Source organism: Curtobacterium sp. MCBD17_028 (assembly GCF_003234875.1).
In the GTDB taxonomy this organism is placed as follows: Bacteria; Actinomycetota; Actinomycetes; order Actinomycetales; family Microbacteriaceae; genus Curtobacterium.
Genome location: NZ_QKTQ01000010.1, coordinates 37,472 through 63,178, shown reverse-complemented (window position 1 = coordinate 63,178; position 25,707 = coordinate 37,472). Strand labels below are relative to the sequence as shown.

The window sequence follows — 25,707 nt, the reverse complement described above, 5'->3', positions numbered from 1 at the left end:
GCTCCCGATGGGCGATCGGTCCTCGCGATGACGGCCCGGTGACCGTCCGATCATCCGCAGAGCGCGGGCAGTACGGAGTCTGGCCGAACAGTGCGCGTACGGAATTGCCGAACCCTGCACAGCACCGTGATGATGAGCGGACGATGGAAGGAACCGCCCGTATCACCCGGGAGCGCAGGGTCGCGACGAGCCAGGACGTCGAGCAGGCGCGGGTGTTGTTGCAGACCACGCACCACGCCGTCGGCTGGGACGTCCAGGCCGACGCCGACGGCCGGCCGTTCGGTTTCCGACACACCGTCACCGGGACCGGACTGCTGTCGCTCGCGTCCACCCGGCTGACCGGGATGGTGTCGGGTGAACTCGAGACGTCGGCCGACGAGTACGTCGTCGCGTGGCTCAAGGAGGGCAGCGGCTCCATCGCTGGGCTCGACGTGTCCGAGGGCGAACCCGTCCTCTACCCCACCGGGTCGTTCCCGTTCCGCTACGACGGCTTCGACAAGGACCTGCTCCACGTGGATCGGTCGATCGTCGAGGAGGTCGCGGCGGAACGCGGGGGCTGGGCTCCGGGACCGCTCGGGTTCGACCACGACCACATCCCCACGGGCGAGGCCCGCTCGGCGTGGTGGGCCATGGTGCGGCAGGTCGCGGTGACGCTCATCAGCGGTCCCGCGACCGTGACGCTCGACGCGGAGCGCGCGCTGGCGCGGACGGCTGCGGAGGGCCTCCTGGCCGCGTTCCCGCACTGGCCGGTCGTGCCGGCGACGGACCCCGACGGGGTCGGGACGGCCGCGGAAGCCCGGGTCGCTGCCGCCGAGCGCTTCATCCGCGAGCACGCCACGAGCCCGATCGGCATCACCGACGTCGCCGCCGCGGCCGGGATGAGCATGCGCGGGCTGCAGGAGGCGTTCAACCGGACGCACGGGATGACGCCCACCACGTACCTCCGTCGCGTTCGGCTCAGCATGGTGCGGGACCGGTTGCTCGCGGCCGACCACCGCACGGACACCGTCGCCGAGATCGCGGGCGCGCACGGATTCGGCCACAAGGGACGCTTCGCCGCGGCCTACGCCGCCGAGTTCGGCGAGGCCCCGAACACGACGCTGCGCCGCGACGGCTGACCCGACGCGGCGCACGGCGGCGTAACACGTCGGGCGGATTCGGAGTTGACTCAGGTGCTGATCACCGCTACGGCGAACCCGCCGTGGCGTAGCGGACTAACGCAACACCAGGAGGACCTCTTGATCGGTCTCATCATCAGCTTGATCATCATCGGCCTGATCGCCGGTGCGCTCGCCCGCCTCATCATCCCCGGCCGGCAGTCGATGGGCATCATCGCGACCATCGTGCTCGGCATCATCGGCTCGTTCGTGGGTGGGTTCCTCGGGTTCCTCATCTTCCAGCACGACCCGATGGACGGCTTCTTCCAGCCTGCCGGGATCATCGGGTCGATCATCGGCGCGGTCATCGTGCTGTTCATCTACACGCGGTTCGCGGGGCGCGGGGCTGCTCGCCGCTGACCACCGGTCTCCGGGCTCCCGGTCCTCCGGAGCCTCGAAATCGCAGAACATGCCGCTCACGTGTGAACGTGAGCGGCATGTTCTGCGATCTGGCCGGTGGTTTCGGCACGGTGGCCGGGGCCAGCCGGGGCCAGCCGGGGCCAGCCGGGGCCAGCCGGGGCCGGTCAGGCCTGGGTGACCTCGACCTCCAGGACCGCCCACGACAGCGGCGGCAAGGTGGTGCGGAGCGCGCCGTCCTGGACCGACGCCTGCAGCGGTGTGAGGCCGACGGCGTCCTGCGCCGCCTCGGTGTTCGCGGTGAAGCGGTCCCCGCCCTCGGGGATCGTCAGGACCTCGGCACGCGTGACCTGGCCGGCCGTGAAGCCGCGGAGGGCCACGGTGACGTCCGACGCCTCCTCGAGACCGCGGTTGGCGACGAACACCGCGACGCGGCCGCGATCGGCGTCGTACGTGACGCTCGCGTCGACGACGTCGGCGTCCCCGTACTGGGACGAGGCGAACCGGTCGCTCCGGACGACGGTACGGAGGATGTCCCCGCGGGCGAGTTCCGCGGTGCGGGCGAACGGCCAGTAGATGGTCTGACGCCACGCGGGACCGTTCTCCTCGCTGCGGATCGGCGCGATCACGTTGACCAGCTGGGCCTGGTTCGCGATCGTGACGCGGTCGCCGTGGCGGAGGAGCGAGTTGAGGAAGGTACCGACGACCACCGCGTCGGTGACGTTGTACTGGTCCTCGATGAGCCGCGGGTGCTCGCGCCACTGGGCCTTGCCGACGACGTGCGGCTGGTCCTCGGTCTCGAGCCCACGCTGGTACCAGACGTTCCACTCGTCGAACGAGACGTTGACGACCTTGGAGGACTGGCGCTTCGCCTTGACCGCGTCGGCCGTGGCCACGACGGACTCGATGAAGTAGTCCATGTCGTTCGCGCTCGCAAGGAACGACAGCGCGTCGCCGTCGTGCTCCTGGTAGTACGCGTGCATCGAGATGTAGTCGACCTCGTCGTAGGCGTGCGACAGGACCGTGTACTCCCACGACCCGAAGGTCGGCATGTGCGAGTTCGACGAGCCGACCGCGACGAGTTCGATCGTCGGGTCGACGAGCTTCATCGCCTTGCCGGCCTCCTGCGCCAGGCGGCCGTACTCGTCGGCGGTCTTGTGGCCGATCTGCCAGGGGCCGTCGAGCTCGTTGCCGAGGTTCCACACGCGGATGTCGAACGGCTCCTCGGCTCCGTTGGCGCGACGCTTGTCCGACCACTCCGTGCCGCCCGGGTGGTTCGCGTACTCGACGATGGCACGGGCCTCCTCGACGCCGCGGGTGCCGAGGTTGATGGCCTCCATGACCTCGACCCCCGCATCCTTGGCCCAGGCGGCGAACTCGTGCAGACCGAAGGCGTTCGTCTCGACCGTGTGCCAGGCGCCGTCGAGCCGGCGGGGACGCTGCTCGACGGGGCCGACCCCGTCCTCCCAGCGGTAGCCGGAGACGAAGTTGCCGCCCGGGTAGCGGACGATCGAGACGCCCATCTCGCGGGTGAGGTCGAGCACGTCACGGCGGAACCCGTGTTCATCGGCGTTCGGGTGGCCGGGCTCGTAGATCCCGGTGTAGACGCATCGGCCCATGTGCTCGACGAACGAGCCGAACAGTCGGCGCGGAACGGGACCGACGATGAACTCGCGGTCGACGGTGATGGTTGCGGTGGACATGCGCGATGTGGTCCTCACGTCGTCGTGTGGTGGTGGTCGCTCCCGTTTTACATCGTTGTAACTCGCCTCCACAAGCCGCCGTCGGCGCGTCGTGCCGACGGTGGCGAGCGTTGGGGGTCGCGCTGGGCCGCGCGTCGCGGCCGGCCGGCCCGCTCATCCGGCGGGGGTGTCAGCCCCGGCGCGGGGCGACGCTCGCACGCTCGACGATGTGGTGCGGCACGACCTGCACGATCCGCGGCGCGTCGGGGTCCTCGATCCGGCGTTCGAGCGCGGTCAGGGCGGCCTCGGCGATCGCGCGCTTGTCGAACGAGACGGTGGTCAGCGACGGCACCGCGAACGAGGCCTCCTCGATGTCGTCGAACCCGACCACCGAGACGTCCTCGGGCACGCGGACGCCACGGTCGGCGAGGACGTGGAGCACACCGAGCGCCATGGAGTCCGTGAAGCAGAACACGGCGTCCGGCGGCCCGTGCTGGTCGAGGAACCGGGACATCGCTGCGGCGGCGGCCGAGGTCGACCACGATCCGATGGCGATCGACAGGGTCGGGTCCTCGGGCAGGCCGGCCTCGCGGAGCGCCGCGCGGTGCCCCTCGTGTCGGGTCTCGCTCGAGGCGGTGCGGAAGGAGTCGTCCGAGGTGCCGAGCAGCGCGATCCGTCGATGCCCGGTGGCGATGAGCAGACGGCCGACGTCGCGGCCGGCCGCGAAGCTGTCCACGTGGACCTGGTCCACGTCCTGCGGTTCGACCTCGCCGATCACGACGGTCGGCGGCAGACCCCGCCCGTTCGCCACGACGCTCTCGCCGAGGGTGACCGGATTGAGCACGAGGCCGTCGACCAGGTGGGCCCGCGCCCGCGAGATGAGGTCGATCTCGCGCGCGGGGTCCGACCCGGTCTGGTCGATCTGGACCGCCCACCCGTGCCCGCGCGCCAGCTCGACGAACGCACGGGCGAGCTCGGCCGAGTACGACGTCCCGAGGTCGGGCAGTGCGAGCGCGATCGTGCCGGACCGGCCGTTGCGCAACCCCCGCGCCGACAGGTTCGGGACGTAGTCGAGCTCGGCGAGGGCCGCCTCCACCCGTTGCCGGGTGTCGGGGCGCACCGGAACGCCGCCGTTGATCACGTTGGACACCGTCTTTGGCGACACCCCGGCGAGGGCGGCCACGTCCCGCACCGTCGGACGCATCGCCGTCGAGCCTATCGCCCGCGGGGACCCGGAACGGCGCCCGCGTGAGCGGGGCTCAGACCCGGGCCGTCCGTTCTCTGAGCGGTCGACCAGCTCCCGTGACCCCGCCCGGTCCTCCACACGGGGGACGTGCCCCGCACTGGGGGTCTCGATGCAGGTGAATGGAACCGGCGGCGTCAGTACCTTGGGAGGACTCGGAACCCCGGCATGAGCCGCTGCGACCGAGCCGACCCGAACCCCCTGATCCGACAGGACCGCCGCCGTGTTCGCTGCCGCGACCGCGCGCCATCGCGCGCGCCCGAAGACCGCCCGCCGCCTCGCCGTGCTCGGCGTCGCACTCATGCTCGGCGGTGTGTCCGTCGGGCTCGCCACGACCGCGGCGCAGGCGGCGACCACGACGGCGACGACGCAGTACGCGCAGGAGGCGTTCACGGGCCCCTCGATCGCGGACTCGGGTTCCTTCATGAAGCCGACCCTGCCCGGTGGGACGAACATCGCCTGTCTCACGGCGGGGACGGACACGTCGCAGACCCCGGTCCCGGGCTGCGCCACCACGGCCGTCGACAGCAGCAACGGCGCGCTCCGCCTGACGGACGCGACCGGGACGAAGGTCGGCGGCGTGGGAGCCAAGGGCGCCGTCCCGATCGCCCAGGGCCTCGACGTGACGTTCGACTCCTACCAGTACGGCGGCAACGGCGCGGACGGCATCGCGTTCTACCTCGCTGCCACCGACCCCTACGCGCCGAAGCCGCCGACCCAGACCGGTCCGACCGGTGGATCGCTCGGCTACAGCGCGAACCACGACTACGGCTCGACGGCGAGCGGCCTGCCCTACGGGTACCTCGGGCTCGGACTCGACGCGTACGGCAACTACAAGACCACGACGTACAGCGGGACGAACTGCACCACCGGTGTCGCCTCGAACACCACGAACGGCAAGGCGAACGTCACCGTCCGCGGCCCCGGCAACGGGACGGTCGGCTACTGCTACATCGCGAGCTCCCCGCCCTCGGGTGCCCTGACCGAGGCCACGGTGTCCAGCCGGACCGACGCGGACGTGCCCGTCGAGATCGTCGTGAACACCTCGACGGCGACGGTGCTGTCGAAGGGGATGACGGGTGCGAACGGCACCTCGGTCCTGCCGAAGACCGCCGTCCCCGCGGGCAACTGGGCGATCGTGTACGACTCGATCGGCGCCACCGCTGGACCGCAGACCCTCATGGGCACCCTGCCGAACGTGACCACCTCCGGTGCCACGTTCCCCGCCAGCTGGATCGATCCGTCGACCGGGTACCCGTACAAGCTCACCTACGGGTGGGTCGGGTCGACCGGCGGCTCCTACGACGTCCACGAGGTGAACCAGTTCACCGCGACCTCGCTCACGGGCGCGGTGCCGCAGCTCGCGGCCACGGCGTCCGTGTCGGACCCCTCGCCACAGCGCGGCGACAGCGACATCTACACCGTCACGCCGGCCGTCGCCGCGAGCGGCGGTGCCGAGCAGGGCCTCGTCAAGGTCACCACCCGGTTCGACGCGGGTGCGACGCCGAACGCTGCGGGTGGTTCGGACGGCACCTGGAGCTGCGCGACGGACCCGTCCGACTCCAGCGGTCAGACCGTCGCGTGCACGGACTCCTCGGCCGCCGGCACGCAGCCCGGCACCGCCCTCCCCGCGATCCACATCCCGTACACCGTCAGCGGCGCCGTCGGCACGACCGCCACGATCACCTCGACCGTCGCGTCGACCGACGCCCTCACCACCGCGTCCGCCCACGCGACCGCGACGGTCGCGCACGTCCCGACGGCCCTCCAGGTCTCGGCCTCGCCGGCCTCCATCACGGCCGGGGGCGCCACGACGGTGACGGCCGCCGTCACCACGACCGGCAGCCCGAGCAGCACGATCACGGCCGCGACCGGCACCGTGACGTTCACGCAGGGCGGCACGACCGTGTGCAGGGCGGTCCCCGTCGCGAACGGCACCGCGTCGTGCTCCGTCGTCGAGGGCGCCGCCGGTCCGCACGTCGTGACCGCGACCTACTCGGGCGACACCACACGATCCGGGTCCAAGGGCACGGCGTCCGTCGACGTCGCGCTCCGCTCCTCGGCGTTCACCGTCGGCGCCTCACCGGCTCAGACCACGCGCGTCGGCGTCGAGCCGACCTACAGCGCGACCGGGCTGCCCTCGGGTGCGACCGGGACCGTGACGTTCCTCGTCGACGGCACCGCCGCCTGCACCGCCGACGCGAGTACCACGACGCCCTCGTGCACGCAGCCCACCACGCTGGCGCTCGGCGACCACGTCGTGACCGCGCGGTACTCCGGCGACGGCGCGACCGCCGCCTCCACGGCCACGAACACCGCGACCGTGCACGTCGGCCAGGCAGCCACGAGCTCGGCCACGACCGTCGACGGTCACACCACCGCGACCACGACGTACGGTGACGTCCCCACGTTCGCCGTGACGGGCCTCCCGTCCGACGCCGCGGGCACCGTGTCGTTCCGCGACGCGTCCGCGGACCCCGGGTCCGCCGACGCGCCCGCGCTGTGCCAGGTGACGCTGCCCGACACGTCCTGCACGCCGACGAGCACGCTCGACGCCGGTGCGCACCGCATCGTCGCGACCTACGCCGGCACGACCGACGGTGACTACGCCGGCGGCACGTCCTCCGTCGCGACGCTCACGGTCGACCGGGTACAGGCCGTCCCGATGACCACCACCGTGAGCGACCCGACCCCGACCTTCGGCGACGAGCTCACCCTGTCGGCGACGGGCACACCCGCTGCAGCCAGCGGCACCATCGCGTTCACCGACGAGAGCGGCGCCCCGCTGTGCACCGTGCACCTGCCCGCGACCTCGTGCACCACGACCGCGCTGGCCGCCGGGGACCACACGGTCAGCGCGAGCTGGGACGGCGACACCGACCACGTGGGCGGTTCGAGCGACCCGGTCGCCGTGCACGTGGCGAAGGCCACCGCCGCCATCGGCGTGACGGCCGACGGCCACACGAGCGACGCCGACACCGTGACCTACGGGACGACCGCGCGCCTGACCGCCACGGGCCTCCCGAGCGGCGCCGCCAGCGACAGCGTCATCCGGTTCGCGACGACCGGTGGCACCGTGCTCGGCACGGCCACGGCCGGGAGGCCCAGCATCGACACCGACGCCGCCCTCACCGCCGGCAGGTACCAGGTCATCGCGCACTGGGTCGGCGACGACGACCACGAGGCCGTCGACAGCCCGGTCGTGACGCTCGTCGTCCAGCGCGCCACGACGGCGATCGGGGCGACCATCGACGGCGGCAGCACGAGTTCCATGGACTACGGCGACACGGCCGCGCTCGCCGTGACGGACCTGCCCGCCGGTGCGTCGGGCACCGTCACGTGGGCGACGAGCGACGGGCTGGCGCTCGGCTCGGCGGACGTGCGCGACGGCGCAGCTGCCACCACGGTCACACCGTCGACCCTGCACAAGGGCAGCTACGCGATCACCGCGACGTACACGGGCGACACCGACCACGTCGGCAGCACGAGCCCGGCGGTCCAGCTCGTCGTCGCCGCGAGGTCGAGCAGCATCACCGCGAGCGTCAGCGACGACCATCCCGTCCACGGCACGCCGGTCACCCTGACCGTCGCCGGCATCGCTCCGGGCGCCACCGGGACCGTGACGTTCACCGACGACGACCACCAGGTCCTCTGCTCCGTGCAGCTCCCCGCGCTCTCGTGCACGACCTCGGCCGCGCTGGGCGCCGGGACCCACACGGTGACGACGACGTTCGTCCCGGGCGACGACGACCACGCGCCCGCCACGGCGACGCAGACCCTGACGATCACGGTCGCCAAGGCGCCCACGGCCGTCGCCGTCGTGCCGGGCAGTGGTGGCACGGGCGCCGGGGGCGGGAGCGGCAGCGGGACCGGGACCGGGAGCGGCAGCGGGAGCGGCTCGGGTGGCGGCGGCGCGGGCGGCGGCAGCGGCGCTGGCCTCGGCACGATCGACACCACCTACGGCACCGGCGTGGTGTTGACCCCGACCGGGCTGCCCGCCGGCGCCACGGGCACGGTCACGTTCACCGACGACGCCGGCACGACCCTCTGCACCGTGCAACTCGGGCGCGCGACGAGCTGCACCACGGTCACCGACCTGCCGACCGGCACACACCAGGTGACGCCCGTCTACTCGGGTGACGCCGATCACGACGGCTCGACCGGCACGCCCATCACCATGCACGTGGCGCGGGCCGCGACCGCGGTCACGGTGCACGCTGCAGCGTCGAGCACCACGTGGGGCGACACGGTCACCCTGACGATCGGTGGCCTGCCCGCGCACGCCACCGGTACGGTCACCCTGCGCGTCGACCACCGGGTGCTCTGCACGCTGACGCTCCCGCACAGCACGTGCTCGACCGCGGGCATCGTGCCCGGCTCGGACACGGTCGCGGCAGCGTACACGGGCGACGACTCGTACGGACCCTCGTCGGCGACGACGGCGATCGTCGTGACGGCGATCCACACGGTCGAGCCGATCGTGGTCCCGTCGAAGGCGAGTGGGTCCTTCACGGCCACCTGGAAGCCGATCCCCGGTGCCACGGCCTACCGGATCGTCGTCTCCGCGAGCAGCGACCTCGCCCACGCGGTCGCGTCGCGCACCCTCGGTGCCGGTGCCACGACTGCCGTGTTCACCGGCCTCGACCCCGACACGACGTACTCGTACCGGGTCGAGGCGCTGAACCCCGACGGCGTCGTGCTCGGCATCCACGACGCGGTCGCCCGGACAGCGGTCGCCGCGGTCGTGTCCGTCGGGCAGCTCGCGTTCACCGGGTCGGACATCGCGGTCGGCATGGTCGGCCTCGGCGCGCTGCTCCTCGTGCTCGCCGGCGCCCTGCTCGTCACCGCGAACCGGCTCCGGGAGCGGCGGCCGGGCCCAATGCGGAGCGGTACGGTCTGACCCTGCGTCCCCGGCGGTCGGGTCTCCCCGTCGCCGGGGCGCGTGCCGACGACGAGTGTGTGGTCGGACGACCGCGCACTCGTCGTCCGTGCGCGCGCGTTCCCGCGTCTTCGTTCTCGGGCGTCGCTACCGGGAGGCGCGGTGCGCGTAGGTCACGTAGGGCACCGCGATCACGTCACCGGAGAGCGCGGGGTCACCGTCCAGGAGGTCCTCGATCCGACCGAGCACGGCCTGGCGCTCCGCCGCCTCGAGCGTGCTCACGTAGCTCCGGGACGCCACCATCGCCAGGAACTCCTCCCGGCTCTGCTCGTGCACCCAGCGGACCTCGTGCCGCTCGTGCCTGGCGAACGGCGGCGCGAACGCCGGGTGCTCGACGCCCATCACGCGCTCACCCGGCTGGTGCATGAGGGCGCTCATGCGCGCGACCCACGGCACGGTCTCGTCCCGGAGGTTCCAGACGAGCCCGAGCGTGCCGTCCGGCCGGAGCACCCGGCCGATCTCCCGCGACGCCGCGACCGGGTCCATCCAGTGCCACGCCTGGGCCACGACCACGGCGTCGGCCCAGTCGTCCTCCAGCGGGATCGCCTCGCCCGTGCCCTCGAGCACCGGTACGTCCGGGAGCACCCGCGCGAGTGCAGTACGCATACCGGGATCGGGCTCGACCGCGAGGACCTCGGCGGCGAGCGTCGTCAGCACCCTCGTCGCCTTGCCGGTCCCGGCACCGAGGTCGACCACGCGCGACGCGCCAGGCGGCAGCACCCAGGCGATCGCTTCGGCGGGGTAGCCGGGACGCCCCCGTTCGTACACGTCGGCGACGGCGCCGAAGGACAAGGCGTTCCGGTCATGGTGCTCGTCGTGCTGCATGCCGACAGCCTCGCACGTGGTCACGCGACCGGAGCGGCCGGTCGGACGCCCTGAACCACCGCCCGCTCGGTCGCCCCGGTCGTGCTCGCACGCTTCGTGGCGGACGCGGCCGCGCTCAGTCGAGGACCGGTTGGCCCACCGCGATGCGCCGAGCGTCGTCACGCAGCCGACGGAACTCGGCGATCGCCTCGTCGTCGGAGATGACGGCTGCCTCGAACCGGTCGCCGACGGCCAGCAGCCGGAGCCGCTCCCGCGCCGCCTGCGCGGGATCCATGCTGGACGCGTCGTCGATCGCCTCGTTCGCCTCGAGGCGCGCGAGCAGTGTGGCGCGGTTCCAGCGGTGCAGTGCGAAGGCCATCTCGGTTCCGTTCCCCGTAGCGGAGCTCGACAACGTCCGCGCACGGACGCCGCCCGACCACCGGGCGTGCTCATCACGCTAGACCGACTGGACGGCCGGACAGTCGCTCGGCGGCGAAGACTCGGTGACCGCACGGCCCGACGTAACACCCCCGAAAGACGCGGACACATGCCGGAAAAAGCGGGGGTCGTGGCGGCGCTCCGACGGGGGGCACGGGTCCCCAGAACGGCCGACACTGCAGGTCGCCCGGCACGCCGATCGGGGTTCAGACCGACGCGAGCACCTTCGCGATCCGCTGCAGGCTCACCGTCTCGGCGGGCCGGAGCTCTTGGGCGAACAGGGAGATCCGGAACTCCTCGAGCATCCACCGTGCGTGCACGAGCTCGGCGGGCGCACCGGGCTGCGGCGGGAAGGTCCCCCCGGCCTCGAGGTACCGGGTCGTGGCGGTCTCGACGTCCCGCAACCAGGCGCGGTCCCGGCCAGGGTTCTGCTGGAGCTTCGCCACCCGGGCCTCGACACCCTGCAGGTACACGCGGAGTCGACGCAGCCGGTCGATGCCCGTCGCCGCGACGAAGCCCGGGAACACGAGCCGTTCCATCTGCTGCCGCATGTCCGTCAGTGCCGGGAGCAGGGCCATCGACGTGGCGGCCTTCAACGCGCGCTCGGCACCACGCCACGCCGTGAGGACGGCCGCGACCTCGGACACCGCTCCGAACATGGTGTCCACCACGGTCGCCGACACGGCGTCCCGGGTCGCCTCGAACTCCGCACGCGTGAACACCAGCCCGTCCGGGTGCCGTCGCCGCACGCCGGCGTCCACCACCGCCGCGAGGACGTCGTCGAAGAGCGCCGTCGTCGACGGGTACGGACTCGTCGCGAGGGCGAGCTTCTCCTGCGCGGTCAGGTGCGACTGGATGTAGCTCACCGGACTCGGCACGGCGAGCATGACGAGCCGACGGACCCCCGCTGGCATCTGCACCGCCCGGTCTGCTGCCGTCGCGAGCAGCCGGACCGCCACCGACTTCCCCTCGTCGACCAGTGCCGGGTACGCGCGGATCGTGCCGTCGGCCTGGCGAGTGTCCAGCACCTGGGGCAGGTCGGCCTCGGGCCAGGTGGTGAGTCCGGAGCGCTCGGCGGTCCCGGGGACCGGAGCCGCGCCTCCCGATCGGGAGGGACGGCTCGCCGCCCGCGCGACGCTCGCCTGCGTCCGCTCCTTGAGCTGCTCCTGCAGCGTCCCGAGCGCCTTGCCGGACCCGACGCGGCGGCCGCGCTCGTCGACGACCGTGTACGTGGGCAGGAGGTGCGGTGGCACGCGCTCCATGTCGAAGTCGGCCTCGGTCACCGGCACGTGCACCATGCGCTGGATCGCCGCGGCGAGCGTCGAGCGGAACGACTCGGTCGGCTCGGCCGGCGCGTCGTCCGGCAGCACCGCCACGAGCTTCTCCGCCCAGTCGGCCGCGGGCACCACGTTCTTGCGGATCTGCTTCGGGAGCGCCCGGATGAGCGCCGTCACGAGCTCCTTCCGCAGCCCCGGCACCTGCCAGTCGAAGCCGTCCTCGCGCATGCGGGGGAGCAGCGGCAGGGGCACCTGCACGGACACGCCGTCGTCCTCGGCGCCCGGCTCGAACCGGTAGCGGAGCGCCAGACGCTGGTCGCCCTGTCGCCACTGCGTCGGGTACTCGGACTCGTCCTGCGCAGCCTCGGCGGCGGACTCGTCGAGCAGGTCCTCTCGGCGCATCGTCAGCAGGTCCGGGCGGTCCCGGCGCTCTCGGCGCCACCAGCCCTCGAACCCCCGGGTGGTCGCGACGTCGGCGGGTACCCGGGCGTCGTAGAAGTCGAACACGCGCTCGTCGTCGAGCAGGATGTCGCGGCGGCGGGTGCGCTCCTCGAGTTGCTCGAGTTCCTTCCGGAGCCTGCGGTTCGCCCGGTCGAACGCCTGCGGGGAGTCCCACTCGCCCTCGACCAGGGCATGCCGGATGAACAGCTCGCGTGCGTGCACCGGGTCGATGCGGGCGTACTGCACGCGCCGTCGCGCGACGATCGGCACGCCGAACAGCGTCACGCGCTCGTAGGCCACGACGGCGCCCTGTTTCTTCTCCCAGTGGGGTTCCCCGTAGGTGCGCTTGAGGAGGTCCCCGGCGAGCGGTTCCGCCCAGGCCGGGTCGATCCTCCCGACCGTGCGCGCGAAGAGGCGACTCGTCTCGACGAGTTCGGCGGCCATCACCGCATCCGGCTGCTTCTTCGCCAGCACGCTCCCGGGGAACAGGACGAAGCGGGTGTTGCGCGAACCGAGGTAGTCGCGCTTCTCTCGGTCCCGCAACCCGATCTGACTGAGCAGGCCCGACAGCAGCGCGCGGTGGACGGCGTCCGGGTCGTCCTTGCGTTCCGTCCCGACGTGCACCCCGACCTGCTTGGCGGCCCGTGACAACTGCCGGTACAGGTCCTGCCACTCGCGGATCCGCAGGTAGTTGAGGAACTCGGAGCGGACCTCGCGGCGGAACGCACTCGAGCTGAGCTCCGTCTGCCGGTCCTCGATGTGGTTCCAGAGCGTCAGGAGGGTCAGGAAGTCACTCGTCGGATCGGAGAACCGTGCATGCAGCTGGTCGGCACGGGCCCGCTGCTCGAGCGGGCGTTCCCTCGGGTCCTGGATGCTCAGGGAGGCGACGATCGCGATGACCTCGCGGCCGACGCCCTGCCGGCCCGCCTCGAGCACCATGCGTCCGAGGCGGGGGTCGATCGGCAATCGGGTCAGCTGCTGGCCCGTGCGGGTGATCGCGCCCTGCTTGTCCACGGCCTGGAGCTCGCGGAGCAGGTCGAGGCCGTCCTTGACGCCCCGCGAGTCCGGGGGTTGCAGGAACGGGAACGCGCCGATGTCGCCGAAGCCGAGCGAGATCATCTGCAGGATCACCGCGGCCAGGTTCGTGCGGAGGATCTCGGGGTCCGTGTACTCGGGGCGGCGGGCGAAGTCGTCCTCGGAGTAGAGGCGGATCGCGATGCCCGGGCTCGTGCGGCCGGACCGGCCCGACCGCTGGTTCGCGCTCGCCTGCGAGATCGCCTCGATCGGCAGCCGCTGCACCTTCGCACGTGGGGAGTACCGCGAGATGCGCGCGGTGCCGGTGTCCACGACGTATCGGATCCCGGGCACGGTCAAGCTCGTCTCGGCGACGTTCGTCGCGAGCACCACGCGCCTGCGGACGCCCGGCGTGCTGCTCCGCTGGAACACGCGATGTTGGTCCGCCGCGGACAGCCGCCCGTACAGCGGCAGGACCTCGGTGCCCGGGTACCGCTTGCCCTCGATGGCGTCCTGGGCGTCGCGGATCTCGTTCTCGCCGGACAGGAACACGAGCACGTCACCGGGTTCCTCGCGCGCCAGTTCCTCGAGCGCGTCCGTGATGCCCTGCAGGAAGTCGCGGTCGTCGGGGGAGCCGACGCGGGTACTCCGCCCGGCGTCACCGGTGCGTGCGTCGTCCTCGTCGAGCTCGGCGTCCACGTCGGCGTCGGCGTCGGTGCCGTCCTCGGCGACGAGGGGCCGGTAGCGGATCTCGACCGGGAACGTCCGGCCCGAGACCTCGATGATCGGAGCCCCGTCGAAGTGCCGGGAGAACGACGCGGGGTCGATCGTCGCGCTCGTGATGATCACCTTGAGGTCGGGGCGCCGCGGCAACAGCCGCTTCAGGTACCCGAGCAGGAAGTCGATCGTCAACGACCGCTCGTGCGCCTCGTCGATGATGATCGTGTCGTAGCGCTGGAGGTCGCGGTCGTGGTGGATCTCGTTGAGCAGGATCCCGTCGGTCATGAGCTTGACCCGGGTGTTCGCCGAGACCTTGTCGGTGAACCGCACCTGGTACCCGACGAGGTCGCCGAGGTCGCTCCCGAGCTCCTCGGCCACGCGCTCCGCGATGGTCCGCGCCGCGATCCGCCGTGGCTGGGTGTGTCCGATGTGCTCGCGTCCGAGTTCGAGGCAGATCTTCGGCAGCTGCGTCGTCTTGCCGGACCCGGTCGCGCCGGCGACGATGACGACCTGGTGGTCGCGGATCGCGGCAGCGATGTCGTCGCGCCGCTGCGACACGGGCAGGTCCGGCGGGTACGAGATCGCGATCGGGGTGGTCGGCATGAGCCCTCCAGTCTACGTCGCGTGGCTCCATCCGGGGCCCGCAGGGTCGTGCCGACCTGCCGTGGCCGGGGAGCGGTCGGGTCAGGCGGACAGGCTCGCTGCGAGTGCGTCGATCGTCCGCGCCGGTAACGCGCAGACCATGTCGTGACACACGTAGGCCGCGGGGGCGAGCGCATCGCGGTCGACGAACAGCTCGAATCCCGCAGCGGCGAAGGCACGGGCCTGCTCGGGTGTCACCACCGCGACGAGCGTGCCGGGACGTCGCTCGGCCACGCCGCGCCGGGCCATCGGGTCGTCGGGGTGCTCGACCACCACGACGACCTCGCGACTCGGTCGGCCCAGTTCGAGCGCGAGCCCGAGTGCATCGGCGTGGCCGAGAGGTTGCCGCAGTCCGTCGTTCGCCCGGCCAGCGACCAGCTGAGCGGCGATCGAGCCGTACCGGGAGTCGCCGGTCAACTCCGCGAGGCGGGCAGCTGCACCCGCGAGTCCCATCGAGCCGCTCCGCAGCGCCGTCTGGGGTTGCTCGCCGGCATCGGTGCCTGCGGCCGCGAGGACCGGATCCGCACCCACCACCACCCGAGCCCGGCCCGCGTCGTCGAGCGTGACGGCATCGTCGACGATGGTCCGCGCCGCCATCGCGTACCGGGCTTCTCCGCTGGCGAGCGCGAGCTCGGCCAGCCCCTCGGCGAACAGCCCGATGTCCTCGAGTGCGGGCCCCGCGGCGGAGGGACCCCGGGGCGTCGAGGACCGGATGACGACCGCACCGTCGCGGACGTGTGTCGCGAGGAGATGGTCAGCGGCGCTGCGAGCGTCCTCGATCATGGTGGGATCCGCGAGCGCCGCCCCGGCGATCGCGAGGGCACGGATGGCGAGTCCGTTCCAGCCGGTGAGCACGTGGTCGTCGAGCGGCGGCGGGTCGAGCCGAGCGCGACCCGCGGCGTCCTCGCGGTACCACGCACCCTCGACGCGTCGGCCGTCGATGGTGCTCTCGCTGTCCTGCGCCGCGACGAACACACCGTCCGCCGTCCGCAGCACGGCGTGCAGGAACCGGGCGATGCCGCGCGCGAGCTGCGGGGCGATGCCGTCGGGGCGATGTCGGGCGAGGGCACCAGCGGTCGCGAGCAGCCCCGCGTTGTCGTACAGCATCCGCTCGTAGTGCGGCACGCTCCAGTCACGCCGGGTGGCGTAGCGGAAGACGCCGCCGTCGAGGGGGTCGAGGAGGTCGGACCCGGCGATCGCGGTCAGGGTTCGTTCCGCCAGGTCGAGCGCCTGCGCGTCGCCGTCGGCACCGGCATCGACGAGGAACTCGAGCAACGGCGCGTTCGGGAACTTCGGGGCCGACCCGAAGCCACCGAACTCCCGGTCCTCTGCCTCCGCCAGTCGGTCCACGACCGCGTGCACCGCCGACGGATCCGGGAGGGCCGTGGCGGGGCCGCCCCGAGCCTCCGAGCCGGCGTCGTCCGCGCCGCCACCCGCCTGTGACTGTGCAGTGATGGCGGCGGCGATGCCGTCGGCGTTCTGGTCGACCTCGTCCCGCCGGTCCGTCCAGGCCTCGCGCACCGCGCCGAGCACCTGCCGGAACGAGGGGTGCCCCTGCACGGGTTCGGGCGGGAAGTAGGTGCCCGCGTAGAACACCCGGCCCCCCGGTGTCATGAAGACGCTGAGCGGCCAGCCGAGGTTCTGGGTGAACGCGCTCGCGCCGATCATGGCGCTGGAGTCGACGTCCGGGCGCTCTTCGCGGTCGACCTTGACCGACACGAAGTCCCGACGGAGTTCGTCGGCGATCGCCGGGTCGGAGAACGACTCACGGGCCATGACGTGGCACCAGTGACAGGTGGCGTAGCCGATCGACACGAACACGGGGACGTCGCGCTCCGCGGCCTCGGCGAACGCCTCCGTGCCCCACTCCCGCCAGTCCACGGGGTTGTCGGCATGGGCTCGCAGGTAGGGACTGACGGCGGTGCCGAGACGGTTGTCGCTCATGGGCCCAGCCTTGCACCGAGGCCGCGCCCGGGGTCCCAGGCCAACGCGCGCTGTGGACCGCAACCGGTCCGACCGACGCTGTGGACGTCGTGCGGGGAACCGAGGAGGGCAGCCTCCGGTAACCCCGTCCGGTCGTCGCGGAGCGGCGCGCGCCGCGATCAGATGACGCCAGCGGGACCGAACGGGACGAAAGACCGAGCAGCACGTGCCCACTCGGTGTCGAGCGTCCCGACGTCGAGCGCGGCGAGGGTGTTCATGAGCATCCCGAGGCCGATGAAGGTCTTGACGGGCACGTCGCCCAACTCCGACCGTTCGGCCACGGTGTTCCAGAGGCGGCCGAACGCGTCCTGCATCGCCGCCCGGACGGTCGGGTCGGCGCACGCCGCGAAGCCCTGCATCTGCAACAACAGCCGGTCCCGGTCGCCGAGGAGTTCGACGTACGCGTCGCCCATCGCCGTCAGGGCCTCGGCACCGGTGCGTCCCGCTGCCGCTGCGACCATGCCTTCGGTGAGTCGGTCGCACGCGGCGACGACGACGTCGATGAACAGGGCGCGCTTGTTGCCGAAGAGCCGGAAGACGTACGCCTCGCTGATGCCGACCTCGCGCGCGATGGTGTCGATCGACACCCCGTGCAGTCCCGAACGGGCGAACGCCACGGTCGCTGCTCGGCGGATCTGATCGCGTCGTTCGTCGGCGGTTCCGCGACCGGCCATGGCGTCCTCCTGGAGTCCGTGCTGTCACTTGTGTGAGTGGTCGCTCACACGTAAGTTGTAAGTGACCACTCACAGTACCGTGGAGGAGCAGCGATGGAACAGAACGAGCAGGCGGAACACGTCGTCCACGTGTCGGGCGGCAGCATCCGGGGGACCGCCGAACACGGCATCCGACGGTTCCTCGGCGTGCCGTACGCCGCCGCTCCGGTCGGCCGGAACCGACTCCGACCGCCGCAGCCGGTCGTCCCGTGGCAGGGCGTCCGCGACGCCACCGTGTACGGCCCGACGGCGCCGAAGGGGAGCTACCCGGCGCCTGTCGTGCCGATCCTGCCCGAGGTGACGATCCCCGGCGACGAGTGGCTCAACTGCAACGTCTGGACGCCGGTCGGCGCGGACCGCCTCCCCGTGTTCGTGTGGATCCACGGCGGGTCGTTCCTCCAGGGCTCCGGCTCGCTGCCGGAGTACGACGGCACCGCATTCGCCCGCGACGGCATCGTCTGCGTCACCATCAACTACCGGCTCGGTGCCGAGGGATCCCTCGTCACGGAGGACGGCTCGCCGAACCTCGGCATGCAGGACCAGGTCGCCGCGCTCCGATGGGTTCGGGACGAGATCGCGCGGTTCGGCGGTGATCCCGACCGGGTCACGATCGCCGGGGAGTCCGCCGGTGCAGCATCCGTCGCCACCCTGCTCACGATGCCGTCCGCACGCGGCCTCTTCGCCGCGGCCGTGATCCAGAGCGGTGCCGGCAGCCGGCTGCTCCCGGTCGAGGAGGGACGGGCACTGACCGACGCGCTCGCGGCGGACCTCGGGATCCCACCGACCACCGCGGCGCTCGCCGCAGTCCCGTCCGACGCGCTGGTGGAGGCCGTGAGCGGCGTCGTCGCCCGCGCCAGCGCCGGCGGATGGGGATCGATCCCACGTGGTGGTGTCCCGTTCGCGCCCGTCATCGACGGCGACCTGGTGCCACTCCGGCCTGTCGACGCGGTCCGTGCCGGGATCGCCGCGGACGTCCCCGTCCTGCTCGGGACGACCCGGGACGAGTACGAACTGTTCGCGCGGCCCGCGGGACTCGTCGACGCGACCGACGACGCGGGGCTCCGTGCCGCTGCCGAGCGGTGGGGGCTGCGAGCGGAGGGTCTCGACGTGTACCGGCGGACGCGATCCGGGGCGACGTCGGGCGAGCTGCTCGTGGCGGTCGGCGGCGACCAGCGGTTCCGGATGCCGACGGTCGCCCTCGCGGAGGCGCTCGCGTCACGTGGCGTGGAGCAGAGCGCCACGGCAGCAGCGCATGGGTCGTCCGGGACCTGGATGTACCGGTTCGACGCCGTGGACGCCCGCGACAACGACGGCCTCGGCTCGTGCCACGCCGCGGACACGCCCTTCGTGTTCGAGACGGTGACGCTTCCGGAACTCGCCCCTCGGATCGGAGCGCATCCGTCACAGCGGGCCGCGCGCACCGTGCACGACGCCTGGGTGACGTTCGTGTGTACCGGGCGCGCGCCGTGGCGTCCCTACGACCTCGATCGGAGGACCACCGCCCTGCTCGCGGAGACGATCACCGAGGTCGACGACCCGGACGGCGACGAGCGACGGGCGTGGAACCCGGCGTCACTCGCGTAACGACAAGAGCGTGAGTGCCGCGTCCTCGGGGCCGTAGTCGAACAGGCGCTCGAAGAAGGGATCGGTGGCCCAGGGGACGTCCCCGTCGGCGGGTGTCGACTGCGCCACCTCGACGAGCCAGTCGACCTCGGGCAGGACGGCGTCCTCGAACCGGGGCGGTTGCCAGCCGAGGGTGCGGGCGGCCGAGGTGTCGAGCACGACCGGCGAGGGCGTCCACCACGGACTGCGGCCCGTGAACGCGGAGGCTTCCTGGTCGAGCAGGACCTCCTCCCACCGGTGTCCGAGGTGTCCGGCGATCGTCCGGACGACGTCGAGGACTGTCGGAGCCGGCTCGTCCGCGACGTTGAGGATCCGGCGATCCGGCGCGTCGGCGACGAGGTGCACCAGGCTGGCGACACCGGCCGCGGCGGTGGTGTGGTCGATGCTCATCCCGCCGTCGGCGAGGGCGATGTGCGGGCGACCGTCGAGCACCCGCCGCACCACCCACCATTCGCGCGGCCGGCCGATCCCGACCCCGTACACCTTCGACGGACGCAGGACCGTCACCGGGGCGCCGTGGTCGAGCAGGACCTGTTCCGCGGCCACCTTGTTCGCCGCGTACCCGTCTCGGGAGGTCGGGTCGCCCTCGCCCGCGGGGACGGTCGGCTGGGCCTCGGTGATCGGCACCGGGAACACCGGACGTTCGAGTGAGTTCGCGTGGCGACCACGCTCGTCGACGTACACGGCCTTCGTCGAGAGCAGCACGGTCGAGGCGACGTCCGGGAGGTACGGGGTGAGCTGTCGCGCGTCGGCCGCGGTCGCGCCGACGCCGTCGACGAGCAGATCGGCCCCGGCACGGAGGAGGTCACGGAGCAGCACCCCGTCTCGGCGGTCACCCGGGACGAAGCGTGCGCCACGGGCGACGAGCGCGTCGGCCGCCGCACCGCCCCGTCGCGCCACCACGTCGACCTGCCAGTCGTCGGTCGCGTCGAGCAGCTGCCGGACGATCGCCGATCCGATGCCCCCGGTGCCGCCGAGCACCACTGCGCGGCGCGCGCTCATCGTGCCGCTCCCGGTGCCATGTCGTAGGTGATCCACGGTGTGGCCGTGGCGTGGGCGTCGTACAAGGACCGCGCCGTCGCGTTGTCGGCAGCGGTGATCCATCGGACCACGGACGCACCCCCGTCGGCCGCGACCGACCGAGCCCGGTCGAGGAGCATGCGGCCGAGCCCGAGTCCGCGGTGCTCCGCGGCGGTGAAGAGGTCGTCCAGATAGAGCCCGAGTGTCGCGCTGGAGGGCCGCGCGAACCAGCGCAGGTCGGCCAACGCGCCGAGGGTCCCGTCCGGCCTGGACGCCACGAGGCCGAAGAGTCCGTGGTCGCCCCGGACGATCCACTGCCAGGTCCGGTCCACCACCGCGTCGTCGTGGTCGAGGCGGTAGAACGTGCGGTACCCGCGGTAGAGCGCCCGCCACGGTGCCTCGTCCTGGGGCTCGACCGGGCGAACGGACCAGGTCGTGGTCGTCGTGCTGTGCATGGCGTCACGGTATCCCGTGCCGTCCCCACGGTCGGACCGCTGCCCGGTCCCTGTGGACCGGACCGGGCCTCCCGGCCGTCGGGAGGGGGAGCGAGCCACGGGCAGGATCAGGAGGCGACCGGCTCGGGCGCCCGCGACCAGTCCGCCAGGGAGCCGTCGTAGACCTGCACGTGGTCGTGACCGAGGACCGTCAGGGCCAACGCGTCGACGCAGGCGGCGGTACCGACACCGCAGTAGGTCACGACCTCGGGGGCGTCGAGCACGGGGGCGAAGACCGTCGACAGGGTCCGCGGGCGGAGGAAGGCGTTCGTGTCCTCGTCGATGACCCGGTCGATGGGGATCGCGGTCGTCCCGGGGATGAGCTCGGGTACGGCGGGACCCAACGCGCGCTCGTCGGCGGCGCACACCAGGGCGGCTGGCTCCGACCCGTCCACCGCGCGCTCGACGCGGTCGCGGTCCGCCCACATCGGTCGCTCCTCGGTCGCGAGGAACGTCGACGACCGCGGAGCGAGCGCCCCGAGGCGGATCGGGCGCCCCTCACGCGACCACTTGCCGAACCCGCCGTCGAGCACGGCCACGGTGTCGAAGCCGAACGAGCGGAACAGCCACCAGAGCCGCGAGGCCCACTCGCCCTGGGCGGCGTCGTAGACCACGACGGTCGATCCGTTCGAGACGCCGAGCGCCGAGACGGCGCGCTCGAACCGCGCAACGTCCGGACGGGTGAACGGGACGGCCGCTCCGGGAGCGCTGAGGTCGTCGACGAGATCGGCGAACACCGCACCCGGCACGTGGCCGTCCTCGACGTACGCGTCGTGCGCGGACTCCCAGCGGGTGCCGCGGCCGATGCCCGACGTGCGCACGGTCGCGTCGATCACCACGAGGTCGTCCGACCCCAGGTGGTCGGCGAGCCACTGGGTCGACACCAGGGGCGACGTCAGGAGCGGGGACATGCCGACAACATAACCCGCACCCACTGACGCTCCACAAGCTCCGGCAACACGCCGAAACGCGGGGTCATCCGGCGTCGTGGACGCTCGGACGACCCCGCGTCGTCAGCGGCGACGAGCGCCGGGAGTGTGATCAGTGCGCGGCGGTCGGGATCGAACCCGTGATGTCCGACGAAGCCGCCTGCAGCTTGGCCAGGCGCACCCGCTGCCGGTTGATGATCAGACCGCCCGCCAGTGCCACGAGGACGAGCACGCCCGACGAGATGAAGAACGCCGTGTGGTAGCCGTCGAGGGCCGCGCGGGCCTGGTCGAGCTGGCTGCCCTTCGTCCCGGTGAGCTGGTCGCGCACGACGTCGGCGAAGATCGTCGACAGCAGCGCGGTTCCGATCGACCCGCCGATCTGCTGCATCGTGTTCACCATCGCCGAGGCGACGCCGGCGTCCTGTCGGGCGACTCCCGAGGTGGCGGTGGAGAACGCCGACGAGAAGATCAGGCCCATGCCGAGACCGATGACGATGAGGCCCGGGAGCACGACGGGCGCGTACGCGCTGTCGAGCTGCGTCCGGGTGAGGAGCAGCAGACCGACCGCCGCGACCAGACCACCGATGAAGATGAGCACCTTCGGCCCGACGCGCGGGAGCAGGCGGGTCCCGAGGATCGTCGAGCTGAACATGATCGACAGCGGCATCGGCAGGAACGCCAGGCCGGTCTTGAGCGACGAGAACCCGAGCGTCTGCTCGAGGTAGTACGTCAGGAACAGGAAGATGCCGAACATGCCGATGGCGACGAGGCCCATGGCGAGCAGCGAACCGCCGCGATCACGGTCGAGCACGACGCGGAGCGGCATGAGCGGGTGTGCGACACGGGTCTCGATGAGGACGAAGAGCGCGATGAGGACCACGCCGGCGGCGAGGCAGACGTAGGTCAGGCCGTCGTTCCAGCCGTTGGTCTCGGCGTTCGAGAACCCGTAGACGATGCCGACCAGGCCGGCCGTGATCGTGACGACCCCGAGGTAGTCGATGCGGGGCCGCGGTGCGGCGACCGGACGCGGGATGAACAGCAACGCGCCGACGAACGCGAACGCCGCGATCACGAGGTTGACGTAGAGGCACCAGCGCCACGAGGCGTACTCGGTGAGGACGCCGCCCAGGAGCAGACCGATCGCGGCACCCGATCCGGCGATCGCGCCGAAGATGCCGAAGGCGCGCGCACGTTCCTTCATGTCGGTGAACGTCGTGGTGAGCAGCGACAGGGCCGCGGGTGCGAGCAGTGCGCCGAAGACGCCCTGGAGCGCGCGGGCGGCCACGAGCAGCCCGAACGTGCCCGCGAGGCCGCCGAGCATCGAGGCGAGGGCGAACCCGATGAGCCCGATGATGAACGTGTTCTTCCGGCCGAAGAGGTCCGCGAGTCGCCCGCCGAGCAGGAGCAGGGAGCCGAACGCGAGCGAGTAGGCCGTGACGACCCACTGGCGCTGGTCGGTGCCGAAGCCGAGGTCCTGCTGCGCGGACGGCAGGGCGATGTTCACGATGGTCGCGTCGAGCACGACCATGATCTGCGCGATGCCGATCACCGTCAGGACGATCCAGCGGTGGTCCTTCTTGTCGATGGGCGAGGGGTTGCGGACCCCGCCCTCGGTGCGGCGCGCCGCACCCGCGGTGCTCGTGGGCACCGCCCCGGTCGGCGTCGTCGCCGTCTGTTCTGACGTCATGATGGCGTCCTCCGTCACTCGGATGCAGTGGATGTGGAGGCGCGCACCGTCGGACGCCTCGCTCAGTGTAGAGCGAAACGGATGCGCCGCATCCGCTTATTCCCAGAAATCGGGATTAACGTTCCCGACATGCCCACCACGTCCCATCCGGACCGGGAGGCGCGACCACTCCGCGCGGATGCCCTGCGGAACCGAGAGCGCATCCTGGCCACCGCGCGACGGCTCTTCGCCGAACGAGGGCTCAGCGTGACGCTCAACGAGGTCGCGCACGAGGCGGGCGTGGGCGTCGGCACGGTCTACCGACGGTTCCCCGACAAGCACGCCCTCGTGGACGCCCTGCTGTCGGCGAAGTTCGAGACCCTGTCCGCGCTGGTGGAGCGCGCCGCCGCCTGCCCCACCGGACGCGAGGCCATGCGCGCCTACCTGCTCGGCGCGCTCGAGTTACGCGCGAGCGACCGGGCACTGGCCGACGTGATCGTCCGGGCCCACCCCGCGTCGCCCGCGCTGCGACGGGACCGGGACCGGATCGACGCGGAGATGACCGCGCTCGTGGATCGCGCCCACCGCGAGGGCGCGCTGCGAGAGGGCTTCCAGGCGCGTGACGTGCCGATGCTCGTCGTCATGGTGGGTGCCGTGGCCGACCGGACCCGCGGCTGCGACCCGGACCTCTGGCGCCGGTACGGGCAGATGCTCATCGACGGGGTCTGTCCGCCCGCCGTCGAGTCGCCGCTGCGCGGGCGCCCCCTCGAGCGTCAGGAGCTCGAGCTCGCGCTGAACGCGGCTCCGGCCTGACCGCTCAGTGCCCCCTGACCGCTCAGTGCCACCTGACCGCTCAGGGTCCCCCGACCGCTCAGGGCCCCCGACCGCTCAGAGCCAGGACGAGAACCAGTAGTGCGACCGGACGAAGTCCCACGAGGTCTGCATCGCCGTCCACATCGGGTACCAGTACGCGGTGGCCGCGCTCGCCACGGCGAGGTACACGATCACCCAGACGATCGCCCGGGTCCGCCTCGGCCGGGGATCGTCCCGTGACCCGAGGAGCATCGCCAGCACGGCGGCCAGTCCGATGACGAGGTAGGGCTCGAAGGCGATCGTGTAGAACTGGAACACCGTGCGCCCGGCGTACAGGAGCCACGGCAGGTACCCGGCGGCCACCCCGAGCAGCACGTACCCGGCCCGCCAGTCCCGCCGACGCACGAACAGCACGAGCAGCACCACGGCCGCGATGACCGCCGCGTACCAGATGAACGGGTTCGCGATGTCGGTGATCGCGGCTCCGCACCGCTCGGACGCGCAGCCGTCCTGCCCGAGGTCCGTGCCCTGGTAGTACATGCTCGTCGGGCGCACCATGAGCAGCCACGTGAACGGGTTCGCCGCGTAGGCGTGCGGCGTGTGCAGGGTGATGTTGAAGCCGTAGATCTCGGTCTGGTAGTGCCACCAGTTCTGCACGCTGGTGGGGACCCACGCGAGCAGACCGGTCCAGCGGTGCCCGCCGTTCTGGATCCAGGTCCGGTCGTACCCGCCCCTCGTGAGGAACCAACCGCTCCACGACGCCAGGTAGACGACGGCCGCGACCGGGACGGTCAGCAGGAACGTGACCGGTCCCTGCCGGAGGACCGCGCTGCTGCTCCAGAACTCGATTCCCGCGCGACGCCGCATCATCATGTCGGTCAGCACGCTGTACACGGCGAAGAACGCCAGGAAGTACATGCCCGACCACTTCGTCGCGGTCGCCAGGCCACAGGCGAGTCCCATGGCGAACAACCAGGGCCGGAACCACAGTGACGGCCCCCAGAGGGTGCTCCGCCGAGCGTCCTCGCGGCGCGTCAGCCATCGATCGAGCCGCTGTTCCGTCCACCGGCGGTCGAGCAGGAGCGCCCCGAACCCGAGCAGGGCGAAGAAGCCGACGATGCCGTCGAGCAGGGAGACGCGGGACATCACGATCGCCTGGCCGTCGATCGCCATGAGGAACCCGGCGAGGGTGCCGACGAGGGTCGACCGGAACAGGGACCGGGCGATGACGGCGACGAGGAACACCGTCGCGATCCCCACGGCCGCGACCGTGATGCGCCATCCGACCGCGTTCGCCCCGCCGAACAGGAGCTCGCCGAGCCCGATGAGGTACTTGCCGAGCGGCGGGTGTGCGATGAACTCCGCGACGTCGGTGTAGATGCCGGTGGCGCCGCCCGCGAACCGCTGGTCCGTCGTGGGGCCGTCGTTGCCCACGTCCGCCGGCCACGAGCCCTCGTACCCGAGGTGGACGATGGACCAGGCGTCCTTGACGTAGTAGGTCTCGTCGAAGACCAGGCTGTCCGGTCGGCCGATGTCCCAGAGGCGCAGGACCGCGGCGAGCAGCGTCACAGCGAGCGGACCCGTCCATCGCCAGATCGCGACCCGCGTCGACGTGGTGAGCACGCGTGCCCACCAGTCGTCGAGTCGTGATCCCCGGGGACGGTCGAGGTCGCGCGGGGAGCCGCGTTCGGCCAGGTCCGTCGTCACCCCAGCATCCTAGGGAAGCGGCATCGGGCCTCCCGGGTCCGGATC

General features: G+C 72.1%; 17 protein-coding genes. 5 read left to right on the top strand and 12 right to left on the bottom strand.

Annotation, left to right across the window (positions count from 1 at the left end):
* Positions 1-143: 143 nt before the first annotated feature.
* Both DEI86_RS12160 and DEI86_RS12155 read left to right on the top strand, forming a co-directional pair.
* A complete protein-coding gene (locus DEI86_RS12160) occupies positions 144-1,118 on the top strand; it encodes a helix-turn-helix domain-containing protein (protein WP_111049669.1) in 975 nt (324 codons plus the stop codon).
* A gap of 120 nt (positions 1,119-1,238) precedes the next feature.
* Positions 1,239-1,517 carry a GlsB/YeaQ/YmgE family stress response membrane protein gene (locus tag DEI86_RS12155; RefSeq protein ID WP_111011159.1) on the top strand — a complete coding sequence of 93 codons (279 nt, stop codon included), beginning with the start codon at positions 1,239-1,241 and terminating at the stop codon, positions 1,515-1,517.
* 164 nt (positions 1,518-1,681) lie between these two features.
* On the opposite strand, the gene DEI86_RS12150 is transcribed toward DEI86_RS12155, so the two are convergent.
* Complete coding sequence (locus tag DEI86_RS12150; protein WP_111036983.1) at positions 1,682-3,217, bottom strand: alpha-N-arabinofuranosidase; 1,536 nt, start codon at positions 3,215-3,217, stop codon at positions 1,682-1,684.
* Between the two features lie 169 nt (positions 3,218-3,386).
* Positions 3,387-4,400, bottom strand: a complete 1,014-nt coding sequence (locus DEI86_RS12145; protein WP_111049668.1) for a LacI family DNA-binding transcriptional regulator — start codon at positions 4,398-4,400, stop codon at positions 3,387-3,389.
* 262 nt (positions 4,401-4,662) lie between these two features.
* Here DEI86_RS12145 and DEI86_RS12140 point away from each other — a divergent pair, with 262 nt between their 5' ends.
* Entirely contained in the window at positions 4,663-9,339 is a 4,677-nt protein-coding gene (locus DEI86_RS12140) for an Ig-like domain repeat protein (protein ID WP_111049667.1), read from the top strand.
* Between the two features lie 126 nt (positions 9,340-9,465).
* On the opposite strand, the gene DEI86_RS12135 is transcribed toward DEI86_RS12140, so the two are convergent.
* The 5 genes from DEI86_RS12135 to DEI86_RS12115 all read right to left on the bottom strand — a co-directional run bounded on the left by DEI86_RS12135 (position 9,466) and on the right by DEI86_RS12115 (position 17,371).
* Positions 9,466-10,203 (bottom strand): class I SAM-dependent methyltransferase, encoded by a 738-nt coding sequence (locus DEI86_RS12135; RefSeq protein WP_111049666.1) that lies wholly within the window; start codon positions 10,201-10,203, stop codon positions 9,466-9,468.
* A 115-nt stretch (positions 10,204-10,318) separates the two neighbouring features.
* Positions 10,319-10,561 carry a hypothetical protein gene (locus tag DEI86_RS12130; RefSeq protein WP_111011163.1) on the bottom strand — a complete coding sequence of 81 codons (243 nt, stop codon included), beginning with the start codon at positions 10,559-10,561 and terminating at the stop codon, positions 10,319-10,321.
* A gap of 265 nt (positions 10,562-10,826) precedes the next feature.
* The gene (hrpA, locus tag DEI86_RS12125) at positions 10,827-14,675 is read right to left on the bottom strand and encodes an ATP-dependent RNA helicase HrpA (protein WP_111049665.1); all 3,849 of its coding nucleotides are present in this window, start codon (positions 14,673-14,675) and stop codon (positions 10,827-10,829) included.
* Positions 14,676-14,756: 81 nt separating this feature from the next.
* Positions 14,757-16,658 (bottom strand): thioredoxin domain-containing protein, encoded by a 1,902-nt coding sequence (locus DEI86_RS12120; protein WP_111049664.1) that lies wholly within the window; start codon positions 16,656-16,658, stop codon positions 14,757-14,759.
* A 158-nt stretch (positions 16,659-16,816) separates the two neighbouring features.
* Entirely contained in the window at positions 16,817-17,371 is a 555-nt protein-coding gene (locus tag DEI86_RS12115) for a TetR/AcrR family transcriptional regulator (protein ID WP_111049663.1), read from the bottom strand.
* Positions 17,372-17,464: 93 nt separating this feature from the next.
* Here DEI86_RS12115 and DEI86_RS12110 point away from each other — a divergent pair, with 93 nt between their 5' ends.
* Positions 17,465-18,994: a carboxylesterase/lipase family protein gene (locus tag DEI86_RS12110; RefSeq protein ID WP_111049662.1), complete on the top strand. Its 1,530-nt coding sequence runs from the start codon at positions 17,465-17,467 to the stop codon at positions 18,992-18,994.
* Here the strand turns inward: DEI86_RS12110 and DEI86_RS12105 are convergent.
* The 4 genes from DEI86_RS12105 to DEI86_RS12090 all read right to left on the bottom strand — a co-directional run bounded on the left by DEI86_RS12105 (position 18,983) and on the right by DEI86_RS12090 (position 23,163).
* Positions 18,983-20,035, bottom strand: a complete 1,053-nt coding sequence (locus tag DEI86_RS12105; protein WP_111049661.1) for an NAD(P)-dependent oxidoreductase — start codon at positions 20,033-20,035, stop codon at positions 18,983-18,985. The two genes, DEI86_RS12110 and DEI86_RS12105, sit on opposite strands and share 12 nt — an antisense overlap.
* Positions 20,032-20,508 carry a GNAT family N-acetyltransferase gene (locus DEI86_RS12100; RefSeq protein WP_111011170.1) on the bottom strand — a complete coding sequence of 159 codons (477 nt, stop codon included), beginning with the start codon at positions 20,506-20,508 and terminating at the stop codon, positions 20,032-20,034. Before DEI86_RS12100 ends, DEI86_RS12105 begins: the two co-directional genes overlap by 4 nt.
* 107 nt (positions 20,509-20,615) lie before the next feature.
* Positions 20,616-21,458, bottom strand: a complete 843-nt coding sequence (locus DEI86_RS12095; RefSeq protein ID WP_111049660.1) for a sulfurtransferase — start codon at positions 21,456-21,458, stop codon at positions 20,616-20,618.
* Between the two features lie 130 nt (positions 21,459-21,588).
* On the bottom strand, positions 21,589-23,163 hold the full coding sequence (locus tag DEI86_RS12090; RefSeq protein WP_111011172.1) for an MFS transporter: 1,575 nt from the start codon (positions 23,161-23,163) through the stop codon (positions 21,589-21,591).
* A gap of 129 nt (positions 23,164-23,292) precedes the next feature.
* On the opposite strand from DEI86_RS12090, the gene DEI86_RS12085 reads away from it, so the two are divergent.
* Positions 23,293-23,955 (top strand): TetR/AcrR family transcriptional regulator, encoded by a 663-nt coding sequence (locus tag DEI86_RS12085; protein WP_181439770.1) that lies wholly within the window; start codon positions 23,293-23,295, stop codon positions 23,953-23,955.
* A gap of 75 nt (positions 23,956-24,030) precedes the next feature.
* Here the strand turns inward: DEI86_RS12085 and DEI86_RS12080 are convergent, their stop codons facing one another.
* Positions 24,031-25,662, bottom strand: coding sequence for a dolichyl-phosphate-mannose--protein mannosyltransferase (locus tag DEI86_RS12080; protein ID WP_111049658.1), 1,632 nt, complete (start codon positions 25,660-25,662; stop codon positions 24,031-24,033).
* Between the last annotated feature and the right edge of the window lie 45 nt (positions 25,663-25,707).